At 67.8% G+C, this 17,502-nt stretch carries 19 protein-coding genes; 8 read left to right on the top strand and 11 right to left on the bottom strand.

All coding sequences use genetic code 11. From position 1 onward, the window contains the following. The first annotated feature begins 122 nt into the window (after positions 1–122). Positions 123–830 (top strand): TetR/AcrR family transcriptional regulator, encoded by a 708-nt coding sequence (locus ACWW1C_RS05915; protein ID WP_455982570.1) that lies wholly within the window; start codon positions 123–125, stop codon positions 828–830. A gap of 5 nt (positions 831–835) precedes the next feature. On the opposite strand, the gene tatB is transcribed toward ACWW1C_RS05915, so the two are convergent. The 4 genes from tatB to sigE form a co-directional block, all read right to left on the bottom strand. After that, positions 836–1,258, bottom strand: a complete 423-nt coding sequence (gene tatB, locus ACWW1C_RS05910; protein ID WP_455982569.1) for a Sec-independent protein translocase protein TatB — start codon at positions 1,256–1,258, stop codon at positions 836–838. After that, on the bottom strand, positions 1,258–2,751 hold the full coding sequence (gene htrA, locus ACWW1C_RS05905; RefSeq protein WP_455982568.1) for a serine protease HtrA: 1,494 nt from the start codon (positions 2,749–2,751) through the stop codon (positions 1,258–1,260). Before htrA ends, tatB begins: the two co-directional genes overlap by 1 nt. 85 nt (positions 2,752–2,836) lie before the next feature. Beyond that, entirely contained in the window at positions 2,837–3,244 is a 408-nt protein-coding gene (rseA, locus tag ACWW1C_RS05900) for an anti-sigma E factor RseA (RefSeq protein ID WP_455982567.1), read from the bottom strand. A gap of 90 nt (positions 3,245–3,334) precedes the next feature. Further along, a complete protein-coding gene (sigE, locus tag ACWW1C_RS05895; protein WP_455984168.1) occupies positions 3,335–3,994 on the bottom strand; it encodes an RNA polymerase sigma factor SigE in 660 nt (219 codons plus the stop codon). A gap of 411 nt (positions 3,995–4,405) precedes the next feature. Here sigE and ACWW1C_RS05890 point away from each other — a divergent pair, with 411 nt between their 5' ends. From ACWW1C_RS05890 to ACWW1C_RS05865, 6 genes are all read left to right on the top strand, one after another. Continuing rightward, positions 4,406–5,134, top strand: a complete 729-nt coding sequence (locus ACWW1C_RS05890; protein WP_455982566.1) for an O-methyltransferase — start codon at positions 4,406–4,408, stop codon at positions 5,132–5,134. Between the two features lie 381 nt (positions 5,135–5,515). Continuing rightward, positions 5,516–6,169 carry a TetR family transcriptional regulator gene (locus ACWW1C_RS05885; RefSeq protein ID WP_455982565.1) on the top strand — a complete coding sequence of 218 codons (654 nt, stop codon included), beginning with the start codon at positions 5,516–5,518 and terminating at the stop codon, positions 6,167–6,169. Continuing rightward, the gene (locus ACWW1C_RS05880; protein WP_455982564.1) at positions 6,166–7,107 is read left to right on the top strand and encodes an ATP-binding cassette domain-containing protein; all 942 of its coding nucleotides are present in this window, start codon (positions 6,166–6,168) and stop codon (positions 7,105–7,107) included. Before ACWW1C_RS05885 ends, ACWW1C_RS05880 begins: the two co-directional genes overlap by 4 nt. Then, positions 7,104–8,741 carry an ABC transporter permease gene (locus ACWW1C_RS05875; RefSeq protein WP_455982563.1) on the top strand — a complete coding sequence of 546 codons (1,638 nt, stop codon included), beginning with the start codon at positions 7,104–7,106 and terminating at the stop codon, positions 8,739–8,741. The genes ACWW1C_RS05880 and ACWW1C_RS05875 overlap by 4 nt, the downstream gene beginning before the upstream one ends. 7 nt (positions 8,742–8,748) lie before the next feature. Beyond that, positions 8,749–9,423: a methyltransferase family protein gene (locus ACWW1C_RS05870; protein ID WP_455982562.1), complete on the top strand. Its 675-nt coding sequence runs from the start codon at positions 8,749–8,751 to the stop codon at positions 9,421–9,423. A 78-nt stretch (positions 9,424–9,501) separates the two neighbouring features. Next, positions 9,502–10,095, top strand: a complete 594-nt coding sequence (locus ACWW1C_RS05865; protein WP_455982561.1) for a DUF4126 domain-containing protein — start codon at positions 9,502–9,504, stop codon at positions 10,093–10,095. Here the strand turns inward: ACWW1C_RS05865 and glgC are convergent. Next, on the bottom strand, positions 10,092–11,306 hold the full coding sequence (gene glgC, locus ACWW1C_RS05860; protein ID WP_455982560.1) for a glucose-1-phosphate adenylyltransferase: 1,215 nt from the start codon (positions 11,304–11,306) through the stop codon (positions 10,092–10,094). The two genes, ACWW1C_RS05865 and glgC, sit on opposite strands and share 4 nt — an antisense overlap. A gap of 77 nt (positions 11,307–11,383) precedes the next feature. On the opposite strand from glgC, the gene glgA reads away from it, so the two are divergent. After that, the gene (gene glgA, locus ACWW1C_RS05855; RefSeq protein ID WP_455982559.1) at positions 11,384–12,553 is read left to right on the top strand and encodes a glycogen synthase; all 1,170 of its coding nucleotides are present in this window, start codon (positions 11,384–11,386) and stop codon (positions 12,551–12,553) included. 1 nt (position 12,554) lies between these two features. Here the strand turns inward: glgA and ACWW1C_RS05850 are convergent, their stop codons facing one another. The 6 genes from ACWW1C_RS05850 to fadD6 all read right to left on the bottom strand — a co-directional run bounded on the left by ACWW1C_RS05850 (position 12,555) and on the right by fadD6 (position 17,496). Continuing rightward, complete coding sequence (locus ACWW1C_RS05850) at positions 12,555–12,722, bottom strand: DUF3117 domain-containing protein (RefSeq protein ID WP_005059648.1); 168 nt, start codon at positions 12,720–12,722, stop codon at positions 12,555–12,557. Between the two features lie 153 nt (positions 12,723–12,875). Continuing rightward, on the bottom strand, positions 12,876–13,460 hold the full coding sequence (locus ACWW1C_RS05845; protein WP_455982558.1) for a DNA-3-methyladenine glycosylase I: 585 nt from the start codon (positions 13,458–13,460) through the stop codon (positions 12,876–12,878). After that, complete coding sequence (locus ACWW1C_RS05840) at positions 13,457–13,762, bottom strand: DivIVA domain-containing protein (RefSeq protein ID WP_455982557.1); 306 nt, start codon at positions 13,760–13,762, stop codon at positions 13,457–13,459. Before ACWW1C_RS05840 ends, ACWW1C_RS05845 begins: the two co-directional genes overlap by 4 nt. A gap of 46 nt (positions 13,763–13,808) precedes the next feature. Next, the gene (locus ACWW1C_RS05835) at positions 13,809–14,750 is read right to left on the bottom strand and encodes a glucosyl-3-phosphoglycerate synthase (RefSeq protein WP_455982556.1); all 942 of its coding nucleotides are present in this window, start codon (positions 14,748–14,750) and stop codon (positions 13,809–13,811) included. A 31-nt stretch (positions 14,751–14,781) separates the two neighbouring features. Further along, positions 14,782–15,606: a dihydropteroate synthase gene (folP, locus tag ACWW1C_RS05830; protein ID WP_455984167.1), complete on the bottom strand. Its 825-nt coding sequence runs from the start codon at positions 15,604–15,606 to the stop codon at positions 14,782–14,784. Between the two features lie 108 nt (positions 15,607–15,714). Then, positions 15,715–17,496, bottom strand: coding sequence for a long-chain-acyl-CoA synthetase FadD6 (gene fadD6, locus ACWW1C_RS05825; RefSeq protein ID WP_455982555.1), 1,782 nt, complete (start codon positions 17,494–17,496; stop codon positions 15,715–15,717). Positions 17,497–17,502: the final 6 nt, after the last annotated feature.

The following is a 17,502-nucleotide window of genomic DNA, read 5'->3' as shown; positions in this document are numbered from 1 at the left end:
TGGGCGCCACCCTCTGGCGCGATTCGCTAGATGGTACGGCACGTACCACTAGATAGCCAGACTCTTACCGATTGGCCGGATCAGGTAACTCCCGACCAGGTACATGAGGTAAACAAGGAGCCATGGCGAGTGCCACCACCGGTCGCTGGGCCGGCCAACGCGAGCGCAGGCGCGCTGAGTTCATCGACGCTGCGCTCGTGGTGATCGAGCAAAATGGGCCCCAGACGTCGACCGAACAGATCGCCGCACATGTGGGCGTCAGCCGCACCAAGCTCTACCGGCACTTCGTCGACGCCTCCGACCTGCAACGCGAGGTCGCGCACCGGACCAGCCAGATGATCACGGCCGAACTCGCGCCGGTGTGGCAGCCCGAAGGCAGCATGGCGCAGATCGTGCAGGCCGGCGTCAGCGCCCATGTGCGTTTTCTGACCCAACACCCGAACCTGTACCGCTACCTGCAGCGCTGCTCCATCGACGAGGGCTTCAACGCCTTCGCCGACATCAAGATGACCATCGCCAACCTGCTCACCGCGTTGCTCAAGGTGTACGTCGCGGCGTTCAATGTGGCGGCCGACGCCGAGCGCTTGTCCTACGGAATCGTCGGACTGGTCGAAACCGCCGCCGGGCACTGGCTCGAACAGCCGCTCCGCGACACCCAGGATGCACTCGTCGACGACCTGACCCGCTGGATCTGGCTGATGCTCGACGACTCACTGCGCGCCGGCGGCGTCTACGTCGCCGCGGACGAAATTCTGCCTCCCGCCGCGGAGATCGCCGAGAACTCGGATCGCTATCGGGATCCGGCGCGCCTCCAGGCCCTGAACCGCTAGCGGCGTCAGGTCGCGTCGGGGTCGAACTGCGTCGTCCCCGGCTGCGGGGCGGCCCCGGCAGCGCCCGGGGTCGGCGGAATGCCGTTGACCTCGGGTGTGGTCAACGGCTTCGTCTGGTCCGGGGGCGCGGGAGTGTCGAAGGCGCCGGTGAGGAACGAATCGTCACCGTCGAGCAGATGCTTGGTCAGCGCCGCGCGCGGCGTCATCCCACGGAGTTTCTGCAGTTCACTGAGCGGCTGACGCAGGTCCTCGAACTCCGGGCCGAGGTCCTGGCGCAGCTGGCTGGTCGCACCGCTGAGGTAGTCCCGCACCTGCTTGAGGCTGCCGGCCGTCCACCGGATGGCGCCGGGCAACCGCTCCGGGCCGAGGATCACGAGGCCCGCGATCACCAGCACGAGCATCTCGCCCCATCCGATGTTGCCGAACATCAGCTGGCCGGGGTGTCTGCGTTGGGAACGACGGTGAGCGTCACGTGCCGGCCGTCGCGGATCACCTCGATGGGCGCCGGCTGACCGATCTGCAGCTGCCGCACCGCAACCACGAACTCGTCGGCGTCGGCGACCTTGCGGTTACCGACCTTGACGACGACGTCGTTCTCGAGGACGCCGCCCTTGTCCGCGGGGCTGCCGGCGACGACGTTCACGACCTGGGCGCCCGAGGCGACCTTGTCGCTGGCCGACTTGGCGTTGAGACCCAGGGTCGGGTGGAAGATCTTGCCGTCCTTGATCAGGATCTCGACGGTGGCCTTGACCTCGTTCACGGGGATGGCGAAGCCCAGACCACTTGCGCTGTCGGACAACGACTTTCCGGCCGTGTTGATGCCGATGACCTCGGAGCTCATGTTGATCAGCGGGCCACCCGAGTTGCCGTGGTTGATCGAGGCGTCGGTCTGGATGCCGTCGATGACGGTGTCGGTGTCGGACCCTTCGCCGGACAGCGGCACGGGGCGATGCAGCGCGCTCACGATGCCGTGCGTGACGGTGCTGCGCAGACCCAGCGGGGCGCCCGCGGCGATGACCTCGTCACCTACCTTGACCTTGTCCGCATCACCGAACTTCGCGACGACGAGATTGTCGACGTTGTCGACCTTCAGCACCGCCAGGTCGGTCTTGGGGTCACGGCCGACGAGGTTCGCCGGCACCTGCTTGCCGTCGTTGAACACCACGGAGATGTGGTACTTGCTGGGGTCCTTCGCCGCGTCGGAGATGACGTGGTTGTTGGTCACGACGTAGCCGCGGCCGTCGACCACGACGCCAGAGCCCTGCGATCCGTCGGTATCTCCCATCGCCTCGATGGTGACCACCGAATCAGCCACGGCTGCAGCAACTTTCGCGAACCGGCCCTCAGGCAGGTCGCCGCCGTCACTGGTCTTCAACGTGACCTTGGAGGTGGTGAAGGCCTCGACCACCTCGGCGGTCTTGCGTCCGACGACGCCGCCGAGCGTGCCGATGACCACCGCCAGCAGGGCCAGCACCGCCAGGGCCGTCATCGAGACCTTGCGGCCGAACAGCACGTCACGAACGCCGAGCTTGCCGACGGGAGCGGCGACCACCACCGGAGGCGGCGGAGGCAGAGCCGGGGTGCCGAGCGACGGCGCGGCCGACGGGTCGCGCCAGGGATCGGCGACGGCGTCATCGTCGTCCGTGCCCTCGGCCTCCAGCGCGCCGGCGTCCGCGGGGTGCCGTTGCAGGGAATCGACGCCGCCGCCGGGCCGGCCGAAGGCTTCGGCCAGCACGGGGTCGGGCGCCTGGTTGGTTGGGGTGTACTCCCCCTGGTTCCGAATCTGGTCCTCGGCGAGGAAGGAGCCGGTGAAGCCGTCCGGGCGGCCGAACGCGCGCTGAGACGCCGGGTCCACCGGGGTACGCGTCACCGGACGGGGAGCAAGACGCGGGCGATCGCCGGACATGTCCTGATTCGTCACCGGTGTTCCACTCCCCATCTGCTGGCTCTATCTGCGCGACCCGCCTGGACGGGCGTCGCGGTTACTCAAAAATTCAGGCTCAACCCTACCGGCGGCGACGACGTTCTCGCGGCGGCCGATCGGCAAAGTCCTGGTCTTCAATTCCGGAAGGCTGGATATCAGCGAACTGCATCGTTGCGTCGTTGGGGATGTTCGCCAGTGCACCCAGCAAAGAAGTGGGCGCGATGATCGGGCACGAATCGCGCAGTGCGCTCCGCGCTTGACCCTGGGCATCCACCTCGGCGGCGCAATCCGGGCACTGGGACAGGTGATGGGCCGCGCGCAGGTGCGCACCCATCTGCAGCTCACCGTCGACGAAAGCGGCGATGGCTTCGATGGCCAGGTGCTCCGTGGACCCGAAGCGGCGCGGGCCGACCGGCCCGTCGCTCTGGGAGGCGAACTGGGAGGGCAGCCAGGAGAACGCGCGACGGAACAACTGTCCCCGGTCGACCATCACCGAGCTCCTCTCCGCGCCACGCCTTCGTCCGTGTTGCCGTTACTACTGAATGTAGCGCGACAACCTGGGACGGATACGTCACAACGCTCAGGCGGACTTGGCAGAGATCGCCGCGGCTGCCTCGGAGTAGTCACCGGGGTGGTTGGCCAGGTACTCCCGCAGGGCCTGCCGGCCGCGGTGGATGCGGCTGCGTACGGTGCCCAGCTTGACGTCGAGCGTCGCGCCGATCTCCTCGTACGACAGGCCTTCGATGTCACAGAGCACGACGGCGGCGCGGAACTCCGGGGGCAGCGAATCGAGCGCGGCCTGCAGATCCGGGCCGAGCCGCGAATCGTGGTACAGCTGCTCGGGGTTGGGGTCGTCGGCGGGCACCCGGTCGTAGTCCTCGGGCAGCGCCTCCATGCGGATACGCGTGCGGCGACGCACCATGTCCAGGAACAGGTTGGTGGTGATGCGGTGCAGCCAGCCTTCGAAGGTGCCCGGCTGGTAGTTCTGCACCGAACGGAACACCCGGATGAAGGTCTCCTGAGTGAGGTCCTCGGCGTCCTGCGGGTTGCCCGACAAGCGGTACGCCAGCCGGTACACGCGGTCGGCGTGCTGCCGTACCAGCTCGTCCCAGGACGGCATGGTGGCCACGTCGCCGGTGGCATCGAAGACGGCGGTGCCGGTCAATTCGTCGCTGATTTCAGCCCAATCCACCTCGGCCTCGGCGACCGGGACATGTGACATGTGGGTCGGGGCGAGCATCGTGGGGGCCGGTATGGCGGTCGTGGCAATCTCCAGTTCCGTGGGTTCCGCGTCGTAGGCACATGACGCATCAGCAGGAACCGGTCCCTGGAGTCCGATATTCCCGATCCCGCGGATGTCCGGCGACTGCCGGAGTCCGGAATCGGCTTGCAGATCATTCACACTCGCGTGCATGGCGATTACGGTTCCCCACCCTGGTGAGGTTGATGTATGAGCAAACTGAACTTTTCCTGAGAAACCCGGCGTCAGCTCCATGACCTGCGAATACCCGTTAAATGTTCGCCAAAACTTAACCTTGTGCCCCGGGCGTGGCGCGCCGTCTCCCGGCATGACTTCGTGACCACCTGAGAGCGCGTGCCTATTGCGCGTGTGCTGACCGGCCGCATGCTGGGCATTCGTTACGCTGCGCACATGTCCAGCACCGATGACCCGACGGTTTCGGCCGGCCCCGACCAGCCCGTACCGGCCCAGCCGGCGCCCACTGAGGCGGCCCCGGCAGTCGCGCCCAAGCCCAGCACCGCCGAGGCCATCGTCCAGCACGCCGAGCGGTCCATCACCGAGGAACCGATCACCGCGGCAGCCCGGGAGCGCGCCGAGGAGAGCGGGGCCGGCCCGATCACCCCGGCGGTCGGCGCCCTGCTGAGCGTGCTGGCGAAGATCGCATCGGCCAAGGCCGTCGTCGAGGTCGGAACCGGTGCCGGCGTCAGCGGGTTGTGGCTGCTGTCCGGCATGCGTGACGACGGCGTGCTGACCACCATCGACATCGAGCCCGAACATCAGCGGCTGGCCAAGCAGGCGTTCGTCGCCGCGGGCGTCGGGCCGTCCCGGACGCGGCTGATCGTCGGCCGCGCGCAGGAAGTACTGACCCGGCTGGCCGACGAGTCCTATGACCTGGTGTTCATCGACGGTGAGCCCGTCGACCAGCCGCAGTTCGTCGCCGAGGGTGTCCGCCTGCTTCGACCGGGCGGCGTGATCGTGGTGCACCGCGCCGCACTCGGCGGCCGCGCCGGCGACGCGTCGGCCAACGACCGTGACGTGACGGCGGTACGGGAGGCCACCCGCGCCATCGCCGAGGACGAACGGCTGACCCCTGTCCTGGTCCCGCTCGGCGACGGACTGCTGGCCGCCGTCCGCGACTGAGGTCTGTAGTCGCCAGTCGCCAGTCGCCAGTCGCCAGTCGCCGTTCGCCAGTCGCCGTTGACCCTGAACTCACGGCGCAAACGGTCGAGTACGCCGCACCCTGACCGCAGGGTCAACGCCAGGAACACCGATGCCGACGTTGAGCCTGCACCTGGGGCGCAAAAGGTCGAGTAACCGAGACCCTCGACGCAGGGTCAACCGACGGCGCACCGCGAATCAGGTTCACGCTGAATTCAGGGCGCAAAAGGTCGCGTAAGCCGCAGGGGCAACGGTCAAGCGGCGAGCGCACACCAGACCGTTGACGCACCTGCCGAATTTTTACGGGCTCTTGACGGGCCGGATCCTTGACGTGCGACTGAACGCGTGTTTAACGTACTAAACATGCGTTCAGTCGAGGACCTCACCACCGTCGCCCGAATCCGCGACGCGGCGATCGAACAGTTCGGCCAGCACGGGTTCTCGGCCAGCGTCCGCAGCATCGCCGCCGCCGCCGGGGTCAGCGCGGCGCTGGTGATCCACCACTTCGGGTCCAAGGAGAAACTGCGCGAAGCCTGCGACGCGTACGTCATCGAGACCGTCCGGGTCGCCAAGACCGAGTCGATGCAGAACGCCAGCCCGAGCGCGTGGTTCGCGCAGCTCGCCGAGATCGAATCCTTCGCACCCATGACGGCCTACCTGATGCAGGCCCTGCAGACCGGCGGCGAACTGTCAAAGTCACTGTGGCAGAACATGATCGACAACACCGAAGGCTATCTCGAAGAGGGCGTCCGCGCCGGCACCATCAAGCCGAGTCACGACCCCAGGGCGCGTGCCCGCTTCCTGGCCCTCACCAGCGGCGGCGCCTTGCTGACGTACATCCAGCTGCACGACAACCCGACGGACTACCGCCAGGTGCTGCGCGACTACGCGCAGGACATGCTGCTGCCCGCACTCGAGCTGTACACCGAGGGCCTCATGTCCGATTCGACCATGTACGAGGCGTTTCTGGCCCAACAGGAATCAGGCAAACCCATCGTCACCACCACCGAGGAGTGAATGTGAACGCCGCTACAGAAGCCATCGCCATCGACACCCTGACCAAGAACTTCGGCGCGGTCCGCGCACTCGACGGCCTGAACCTGAGAGTCGGGCGGGGCGAGGTGCACGGCTTCCTCGGCCCCAACGGCGCAGGCAAGTCGACGACCATCCGCATCCTGCTGGGGCTCGTCCGCGCCGACTCCGGCACGGTGCGCCTGCTGGGCGGCGACCCGTGGACCGATTCGGTGGCGCTGCACCGTCACATCGCCTATGTACCAGGCGATGTCACGCTGTGGCCGACCCTGACCGGCGGCGAGACGATCGACCTGCTGGCCCGCATGCGCGGCGGCATCGACGAGAAGCGCCGCGCCGAACTCACCGAGCGGTTCGATCTGGACCCCACCAAGAAGACCCGCACGTACTCGAAGGGCAACCGGCAGAAGGTTTCGCTGGTCTCCGCCTTCGCCTCGAACGCCGACCTGCTGCTACTCGACGAACCCAGCAGCGGCCTGGATCCGTTGATGGAGAACATCTTCCAGCAATGCGTCGCCGAGGCCGCCGGCCGCGGCACCACCGTCCTGCTGTCGAGCCACATCCTGGCCGAGACCGAACGACTGTGCCAGCGGGTGACGATCATCCGCGCCGGCCGGACGGTCGAGACCGGAACCCTGGAGTCGATGCGGCACCTCTCGAGCACCACCATCAAGGCCGACATGATCAACAACCCCGGCCGGATCGACCATCTCCCAGGGGTTTCCGACATCTTCTTCGACGGCCGAATGCTCACCGCCCGGGTCGAATCCGAGAGTCTCGGCGCGGTCATCAAGGCACTCGGCGACGCCGGCGTGCGCTCGCTGGTGAGCCAACCACCGACGTTGGAGGATCTGTTCCTGCGGCACTACGGCCACCACGACCAAGGTCGTACGCACCGCGAACCCGAGCAGGTGCGGGCATGACCACCGTCCTGGACCGCCCGTCCGGGTCCGCCCCACCCGCCGCCGGCGCGTCCAGCTTCACCGGAACCCTTGGGCTGCTTCGCCTTTACCTGCGCACCGACCGGATCGTGCTGCCGCTGTGGGTACTACTGCTGTCCCTGCCACTGTCGACGGTGTACATCGGCAGCATCGCGGCCGTCTACCCCACCGCGGCGGGCCGCGCCGGATTCGTCGCGAGCATCATGGCCAGCCCGGCCCAACGCGCGATCTACGGCAACATCTACAACGACAGCCTCGGCGCCACCGGCATCTGGAAAGCCGGCATGTTCCACGTGCTGATCGCCGTCGCCGTCATCCTGACCATGATCCGGCACACCCGCGCCGATGAGGAGGCCGGCCGCACCGAACTGATCGACTCGACGGCCGTGGGCCGCAACGCGAGCCTGACCGCCGCACTGCTACTGACCGGCGGCGCGTCAGTGCTGACGGGGTTGCTCGGATTCCTCGGTCTGATGAAAACCGATGTGCCCGTTACTGGTTCACTGGCCTTCAGCTGCGCCCTGGCCGCCTCGGGGCTGGTGTTCACCGCCGTCGCAGCGGTGGCCGCGCAGCTGTCCACCAGTGCCCGCGTCGCCCGCGGTATCGCCTTCGGGGTCCTCGGCGCCGCGTTCACCCTGCGCGCGGTGGGCGACGCCAGCGGCAGCGAACTGTCCTGGGCGTCTCCCCTGGGCTGGTCGCTGCTGGTCCGTCCGTACGCCGGTGACCGGTTCGGCGTGCTGGCGCTGCATCTGACCCTGACCGTCGCCCTGGTGGTACTGGCATACCTACTCCAGGGCGCCCGCGACGTCGGTGCCGGAATGTTCGCCGAGCGACGCGGCCGGCCGCGGGCCACCGGAATGCTCGGTGGCCCAATGGGGTTGGCGTGGCGGCTGACCCGCGGATCCGTACTGGTGTGGACCGTCGGGCTGGGACTCTACGGGCTGCTGGTCGGCAGCGTCGTGCACGGCATCGGCGACGAGCTGGGCGGTAGCGGCTCGGCCCGCGACATCATCACCCGACTCGGTGGTACCGGCGCGCTCGAGGAGGCGTTCATCGCGATCGCGTTCAACATGCTGGGCATGGTCGCCGCTGCCTTCGCGGTATCGCTGGCGCTACGACCCCACCAGGAAGAGAGCGCGCAGCGCGCCGAGACGCTGCTGGCCGGAGCGGTGAGCCGAATCCGTTGGCTGAGCGGCTATCTGGTCATCGCGTTGGCCGGCACGACGGTCGCCATGCTGACGTCGGGACTACTGGCGGGCCTGGCATACGGTGCCGCCGCCGACGATCTCGGTGGCAAGCTGCCGCAGGTGGTGGGCTCGGCGGCCGTGCAACTGCCCGCGATCTGGCTCCTGGTGGCCGTGACGACGGTGCTGTTCGGTGCGGCGCCGCGGTTCACCCCGGTGGCGTGGGGCGCGCTGGTCGGCTTCATCGCGGTGTACCTGCTCGGTTCGCTGGCGAATTCACCGCACTGGGTGCTGGACCTCGACCCGTTCAGCCATGTCCCGCGCGTCGGGTCGGACAGCTTCACCGCAACCCCACTGGTGTGGCTGCTGGTCCTGGACGCAACTCTGATCATTCTGGGCGCCTTGGCTTTCCGGCGCCGCGACCTACGGTAGGAGAAACATGAAACTCGCGTTGCAGGCACTCGCCTCGGCGGCAGGCGGCATCGTGTTCTTCGCGGTGTTGCTGTGCCTGCCGGCCGGCACCATCCACTATTGGCAGGCTTGGGTTTTCATCGCGGTCTTCATGGTCGCCACCATGGGTCCCAGCATGTACCTGGCCATCAAACACCCCGAGGCACTGGCCCGACGGATGCACGGCGGACCGACGGCCGAGACCCGCCCCGTTCAGAAGGTGGCCATCTGGGCGCTCCTGGCATCGGTGGTCGCGACCGGCGTGGTCAGCGCACTCGACTGGCGCTTCGGGTGGTCCGACGTGCCCACGGCGGTCGTGGTGCTGGGCAACGTCGTGGTGGGTGTGTCACTGGTGGCGGCCCAGTGGGTCGTCATCCAGAACAACTTCGCGGGCGCGAGCATCTCGGTCGAGGCCGGGCAGCCGGTGATCTCGACCGGCCTCTACGGGATCGTGCGGCACCCGATGTACATCTGCGCGCTCATCATGATGCTCGCAACCCCGCCGGCGCTCGGCTCCTACTGGGGGCTGGTCCCGGTGCTCGCCGCCGCGCCGGCCCTCATGGCCCGGATCGCCGACGAAGAGAAGATGCTGCGTGTCGAACTGCCCGGCTACGTCGACTACACCCACAAGGTGCGCTACCGGTTGCTGCCATACGTCTGGTGACACCGACACCGTGCGATTTGTGCACGAGAATCCGCGGACAGCGCGGGAAATCGTGCACAAATCACGGACACTGGGCGGGTGGAACTGTTCACGGGGTTCGGCCTGGCCACCGCGTCGGGGCTCAACGCCTACATCCCGCTGCTGGCGATGGGCCTGCTGGGACGCTTCACCAACCTGGTGGCCCTCCCGCACGGCTGGTCCTGGCTCGAAAACGGCTGGGTCATGGGCATCGTGGCCGTGCTGTTGGTCGTCGAGATCGTCGCCGACAAGGTGCCCGCCCTCGACAGCATCAACGACACCATCCAGACGTTCGTGCGACCAACCTCCGGCGGCATCGTCTTCGGCTCCGGCACCGCGGCGCAGACCGCGGCCGTCACCGATCCGGGAGCGTTCGCCAGTTCCGGCCAGTGGATTCCCGTGGTGATCGGGGCCGTCACCGCGCTCGTGGTGTCGCTGACCAAGTCCACGGTGCGGCCCGTGGCCAACGTCGCCACCGGCGGGCTCGCCGCACCGGTGCTGAGCACTCTGGAGGACGTGACCAGCGTCGGGCTGGTCATCATCGCGGTGGTGCTGCCGGTGCTGGTTCTGGTCGTGCTGGCGGCACTGGTCTGGGCCGCGGTCGCCCTACTTCGGCGACGGAAGCGGCGCAAGGCAAGCGACGTGGCCGTCTAGATCCAGACGCCCTTACCGACCGCGACGACGCCGCCGGCACTGACCGAGAAGCGTTCGCGGTCCTTCTCCAGGTCGACGCCGACCATCTCCCCGGGGCCGACGACGACGTTCTTGTCCAGGATGGCGTGCCGCACCACAGCGCCGCGGCCGACCCGCGCGCCGGGCATGATGACACTGCCCTCGACGATGGCCCCGTCGTCGATGACGACGTTGGACGACAGCACCGAATTGCGCACGGAGGCAGCCGAAATGATGCTGCCCGCACCGACGACCGATTCCTGCGCCGAGCCGCCGTTGACGAACTTGGCCGGCGCCAGGTGCTCCGACTCGCCGAGGATGGGCCAGCGCCGGTTGTAGAGGTTGAACACCGGGTGCACCGAAACCAGATCCATGTGGGCGTCGTAGAACGCGTCCAGCGTTCCGACGTCGCGCCAGTAGCCGTGGTCGCGCTCGGTGGCGCCGGGCACCTCGTTGTCGTTGAAGTCGTAGACGGCGGCCATCCCATCGGCGACCATCTGCGGAATGATGTTGCCGCCCATATCGTGGTCGGAATCGTGGTTCTCGGCATCCACCCGGATGGCGTCGATGAGCGCCTTGGTGGTGAACACGTAGTTGCCCATCGAGACGAACGTCTGCTCCGGGTCGTCGGCGCACGCCGGTGGGTCCGCGGGTTTCTCGATGAAGCTGCGGATGCGGCCGGACTCGTCGGCGTCGATGCAGCCGAACGCCGACGCCTCGGCCCGCGGCACCCGGATGCCGGCGACGGTCGCGCCCGCTCCGCTCTCGATGTGGAACCGCACCATCTGCTCGGGGTCCATGCGATACACGTGGTCGGCGCCGAAGACGACGATGTAGTCCGGGTCCTCGTCGTAGACGAGGTTCATCGACTGATAGATGGCGTCGGCCGAGCCGGTGTACCACCGCGGGCCCAGCCGCTGCTGCGCCGGAACCGGGGTGATGTACTCGCCGGCCAGCCCCGACAGCCTCCAGTTCTGCGAGATGTGCCGATCCAGTGAGTGCGACTTGTACTGCGTGAGAACACAAATTCGCAGGTACCGCGCATTGACCAGGTTGGACAGCACGAAATCGATGAGGCGGTAGGCACCGCCGAACGGGACGGCGGGCTTGGCGCGGTCAGCGGTCAGCGGATACAGCCGTTTGCCCTCACCGCCGGCCAAGACGATTCCCAGCACCTGCGGCTGTTCCCTCATGCCACCAAACCTAGTAGCCACCCACCGAAGCGGCCAGACATACGCCCCAACCCGCCGTACGCGTTAACGTCATCGACATGCGGGTGGCGATGATGACTCGGGAGTATCCACCGGAGGTTTACGGCGGCGCGGGCGTGCACGTGACCGAACTCGTCGGTCAGCTCACGAAGCTGTGCGACGTCGACGTCCACTGCATGGGAGTGCATCGGCGGGACGCGTTCGTGGCCCAGCCCGATCCGCTGCTCGCCGGGGCCAATGCCGCCCTCACCACATTGTCGGCGGACCTGGCGATGGTCAACAACGCCTTCGCCGGACCGGCCGCCATGCCCGACGTCGTGCATTCGCACACTTGGTACACGGGCATGGCCGGACACCTCACCGCGCTACTGCACGGCATCCCGCACGTACTGACGGCGCACTCGCTGGAGCCGCGGCGCCCGTGGAAGGCCGAGCAGCTCGGCGGCGGCTACCGGATCTCGTCGTGGGTCGAACGCACGGCGATCGAAGCGGCCGACGCCGTCATCGCGGTCAGCGCGGGCATGCGGGCCGACGTGCTGGCCACTTACCCGCAGCTGGACCCCGCGCGAGTGCACGTGGTGCGCAACGGGATCGACACCGACGACTGGTATCCGGTCGAAGCGGGCGAGACCCTGGCCGAGCTGGGGATCGATCCAGCGCGGCCGATCGCGGCGTTCGTCGGGCGGATCACCCGGCAGAAGGGCGTCGGGCACCTGATCGCGGCAGCACACCGCTTCGACCCCGACGTGCAGCTGGTGTTGTGTGCGGGCGCCCCCGACACCCCGGAGATCGCCGCCGAGGTGGCGGCCGCCGTGAAGGAACTCAGCGCGACGCGCGCCGGGGTGCACTGGATCCAGGAGATGTTGCCCCTCGAGAAGATCCGGGAAATCCTGGCGACGGCAACAGTTTTCGTTTGTCCCTCGGTCTACGAACCGCTGGGCATCGTCAACCTCGAAGCGATGGCCTGTGGCACCGCCGTGATCGCGTCGGACGTCGGCGGCATCCCCGAGGTGGTCGACGACGGCAACACCGGGCTACTGGTGCACTACGACGCCGAGGACGCGGTGGGATTCGAGACGGGGCTCGCGGACGCGGTCAACGCGTTGGTCCGCGACCCGGAACAGGCCCGCACGTTCGGGCAGGCCGGCCGTCGGCGGTGCATCGAGGAATTCTCCTGGATGCAGGTCGCCCAGCAGACGCTCGACATCTATCGGAGCGTCTGCAGCTGAACTAACTGGTGACGTTCTTCAGTTCGTCGCCCAGGGCTGCGGCCTCATCCGGGGTCAGCTCGACCACCAGACGACCGCCACCCTCCAGCGGTACCCGCATGACGATGCCGCGCCCCTCTTTGGTTGCTTCCAATGGACCGTCGCCGGTCCGGGGCTTCATCGCCGCCATCGGGTGCTCCCTCCGCACGCGCCCGGACCGCATCCACGGTCCCGGATCAAGGCCGGAGCCACCCACTCAGCGGGTCGGCTCACGGCACTGAACTGCAACTGAACTATGTCTATTGTTCCCTATCGCTACCCGAGGGTGTGAAAGACCCGCCCGTCACGCCTCCGACAAGCTGCGACGGGGCACCCAGCAGGCCTCGACATGGTCGTCCACCATCCCGGTGGCCTGCATCAACGCATACGCCGTGGTCGGGCCGACGAACCGAAACCCCCGGCGCTTCAGCTCTTTGGCCATGGCCACCGATTCGGGTGTGGTCGCCGGGACCTGCGCCAGCTCGGCCGGCCGCGGCCGCGGCGGTGGCGCGAACGACCACAGCAGCTCATCGAGGTCCAGACCGCCGTCGAGCACGCGGGCATTGGCGATGGTCGCCTCGATCTTGAGGCGGTTGCGGACGATGCCCGGATCGGCCAGCAGCCGGTCGATGTCCTTCTCCCCGAAGCCCGCCACCTTCGCCACGTCGAAGTCGCGGAACGCGGCCCGGAAGTTCTCCCGCTTACGCAGAATGATCAGCCAGGACAGGCCACTCTGGAATGCCTCGAGCGACACCCGCTCGAACAGCGCCTGCGTGCCGCGCAGCGTGCGGCCCCATTCGGTGTCGTGATAGTCGCGGTACAGCACCCCGTCTGCCGTCTCGCCGATGTCGACCCAGCCGCACCGGACCCGGCCGTCGGGAGCCGTCACTGCTCGCTGTCCGCGGTCTGGGCGCGCAACATGGACAGCTCACCGCGCACCGAGTCCAGCTCCTGCGACAGCCGGTCCAGCACCCAGTCGACCTCGCTGGTCTTGTAGCCGCGCAGGGTCTGCGTGAACTTGACGGCGTCGACGTCAGCACCGGTGACCCCGGATGCGGGCAACACCGTGGCCGTGGTGCCCCGCGGCAGTGGCGGCAGCTGCTCGCTGCGGCCGAACAGCACCGTGCCGAGGGCGAACAGCACCACCGCGACCAGGATCAGCACCACGAGGTAGATCAGAATCAGCGTCACACCGACGATCCTGCCGGATCGCTACGACAACTTCCGCAAGAGCGGGTCAGCGCAGCGTGTTCATGGCGGGGCGGTCGATCAGCGACACCGTCGAGGTGCGTGGCGTGTAGGCGTCGCCGTCGAGGAAGAACTGGGTCAGCCCGACACCGGAGTCGCTGATGCCGCAGCGCGACAGCAGGGTGGCGATCACCTGACGGCTCATGGCGGCCAGCTCGGTCAGCGGTCGGTTGCGATGTGTGCGCACACCGAGATTGACCTGTGCGATGGCGTCGAGGCCCAGCTTGTCGTAGGTGTCGATCAGCAGACCGATCTCCACGCCGTAGCCGGGTGCGAACCCGACCGACGTCAGCAGCTCCCGGGTACCGGCGTACTCACCGCCCAGCGGCTGCAGCAAGCAGGTCAGTTCGGGCCGCAGAGACGCCAGCAGCGGACGTGCCACCAGTTCGGTGACCCGGCCGCCGCCATTGGCGTCCTCGCCGCCGCTGATCTTCAGCGGCCGCCGGTAGAAACCCTTGACGAGGTGCACGCCGTCGGCGAGCAACAGCGGGCCCAGCAGCTTGGGCACGAACATCGGATCGGGGTCGAGCAGGTCGGAGTCGACGAACACGACGATGTCGCCGGTGGTGGCGGCCAGCGACCGCCACAGCGCCTCGCCCTTGCCGGGCTGCACCGGCACCTCGGGCAGGGCCTGTTCACGGCTGACGACGCGCGCCCCGGCCTCGATGGCCCGCAGTTCCGTCTCGTCGGTCGAACCGGAGTCTAGGACCACCAGCTCGTCGACGAGCCCACCCAGCAGCGGGCTGATGCTGTCGATGACGTCGGCGACGGTCTCTTCCTCGTTCAGCGCGGGCAGCACCACCGACACGGTCCGGCCGGCCTTGGCCGCCTCGAGCTCGGCGATGGTCCACGTCGGCCGACTCCAGCTGCGTTCGGCCAGCCACGCATGGCGGGCGATGCCTTCTGCGGTCAATTCAGGCGACAGGGTCATGCGATCCGCCTCCGGCTACTCGCTGGCTGGGTCATGCCAGTCCCCTCACTGTTCGGCTCGGTGGACGCCTGCCCTGGATCGACGCGACCATTTCCAGGACGCGTCGGGTGGGGCCCACCTCGTGCACCCGGAACATGGCGGCGCCGTCAGCGGCGGCGAGTGCCGTCGCGGCCAGTGTCCCCTCCAGGCGCTCGGTCAGTTCGACACCTAGAGTCTCCCCCACAAAATCCTTGTTGCTGAGGGCCATCAGCACTGGCCATCCGGTATTTACAAGATCTTTTACGTGGCGCAACAAACTAAGACCGTGGTAAGTGTTCTTGCCGAAATCGTGCGTCGGGTCGATCAGGATGGCGTCCCTCGAGACGCCGACGTCGACCGCATGCTGCGCCGCTGAGGTCACTTCGGCGATGACGTCGTCCACCACACCGCGTTCGGTGACGCCGTAGTTCACGCGAAAGGGCCGGGTTCGCGGTACGGCCCCGCCGGTGTGCGAGCACACCAGCCCCGCCCCGAATTCGGCGGCCACCTCGGGCAGCCCGGGATCGGCGCCGGCCCAGGTGTCGTTGATCAGGTCGGCCCCGGCCGCGCAGGCCTGCTTGGCCACGTTCGCCCGCCAGGTGTCGACGCTGATCAGTTGGTCGGGGTATTCGCCGCGGAGCCATTCGATGAACGGCACCACGCGCGCGATCTCCTCGTCGGCGTCGACGGTGCTGCCCGGACCGGCTTTCACACCGCCGATGTCGATGACGTCGGCGCCGTCTTCGATGGCGCGGCGCGCCGCCTGTTGGGCAGCGCCGTCGCTGAAGGTCGCCCCCCGGTCATAGAACGAATCCGGGGTGCGGTTGACGATCGCCATGATCAGCGCGCGATCGCCGGCCACCTGGCGACCCAGGAACTGGCCCCTTGCGGAGGACTGCACGACTCCCAGGCTATCGGGCTGCCGCAAATCTACTGATTCCGCGTGCTAGCGCGGCTTCTTGCCGTCCTTCACCTCGGCGGGGTACTCGGCGTAGAACGGCACGTAGCCGTCCTCCCGTCCGGCCAGGACGTAGATCGGGTCCGTCACCTCGTCGCCGTAACCCTGTTTGCGCAGGTCGACCTTCTGGTTCTTGAATGTCGAGGTGTGTGCCAGCTCGGGCACGATCCGGATGAACAGCGGCACCGCATAGGCGGGCAGGTGCTCGAAGCCGGCCTTCGCCAGTGCGGCACCGTCGAACTCGGCACCGTCACGCAACTGCACCGACGCCATCCCGGCGCGGCCGCCGCAGCCCGGCACCTCGACGCCGTACACGGTGCACTCCTCCACCTGATCGTCGGCGCCGAGCGCGGCCTCGACCTCGGTGGTCGCGACGTTCTCGCCCTTCCACCGGAAGGTGTCGCCGAGGCGGTCGGCGAACGCGGCGTGCGCGAAGCCCTGCGACCGCATCAGGTCGCCGGTGTTGAACCAGACGTCGCCGTCCTTGAAAGCGTTGCGCACCAGCTTCTTCTCGCTGGCCGACTTGTCGGTGTAGCCGTCGAACGGCTGCAGGCTGTTGACCTTGCTGAGCAGCAGGCCCGGTTCGCCGCGCTTGACCTTGCGCAGCCGGCCGTCGGGACCGCGGGCCGGCTCACCGGTTTCCAGGTCGTATTCCACGTAGACGACGGGCGACGGGCAGATGCCGGTGGTCTTGTCGATGTTGAAGACGTTGACGAAGCCGGTGTTTCCCTCGCTGGCGGCGTAGAACTCACACACCCGCTTGATACCGAAGCGCGAGGTGAACTCGTCCCAGATCGCGGGGCGCAGCCCGTTGCCTGCGATGACCCGGACGTTGTGTGCCCGGTCGGTGTGCTTGGGTGGCTGGTTCAGCAGGTAGCCGCAGATCTCGCCGATGTAGATGAACGCGGTGGCGTCGTACTTGATGACCTCGTCCCAGAACCGCGATGCGGAGAACGACTTGCCCAGTGCCAGCGCGGCGCCGGCGTTCAGGGCCGACGACGTCGCGACCGTCAGGGCGTTGTTGTGGTAGAGCGGCAGGCAGCAGTACAGGGTGTCGCTGCTGTTCAGGCGCAGCCCCAGGCCGCCGAACCCGCCGAGGGCGCGCAGCCAGCGGTAGTGCGTCATGACGCTGGCCTTCGGCATGCCGGTCGTGCCGGAGGTGAAGATGTAGAACGCCTTCTCCTTGGCCAGGATCTGGCGGGTGCCCACCGGGTTGGCGGTCGACTGGCCGATGGCGAGCTCGCGCAGCTCCGCGACGGAGATGAGGCCCTGCGTCAGCTCCGGGTCGGCGCCGCAATCGGTGACGGGCTCGACGAAATCCGCCTCGACGACCAGCACCTTGGCACCCAGCAGGCCCAGACTGTGCGCCAGCACATTGCCGCGCTGGTTGTAGTTGATCATCCCGGCGATCGCGCCGCACTTGACCGTCGCCAGCATCAGCAGCACGGCGTCCGGCGAATTGCGCAGCATGATGCCGACCACCGAACCCGGGCCGACACCCTTGGCCGCGAGCACCGACGCGTAGCGGTTGACTGTCGCGTTGGCCTGGCCGTAGGTGATGCGCTGGTCGTCGAACTTGATGAAGACCTTGTCCTTGTTGGCCGCGGCGCGGTCCTGGAACACCTTGCCGATGGACGTTTTCGCCGTCGGGCTGGCACCGAAGCCGGTGATCAGGCCGCGAAAGATCACCGGGGCGTCGGACAGGAAACCGGGCAGTTGCTTAGCAATGTCCAGCAGGCCGACGCCGGTGCGTGATGTCTCGTCACTCATGCCCGG

Source organism: Mycobacterium sp. HM-7, from assembly GCF_053852335.1.
The sequence above is the reverse complement of the archived record's forward strand: the minus strand, read 5'-3'. Positions and strand labels throughout refer to the sequence as shown.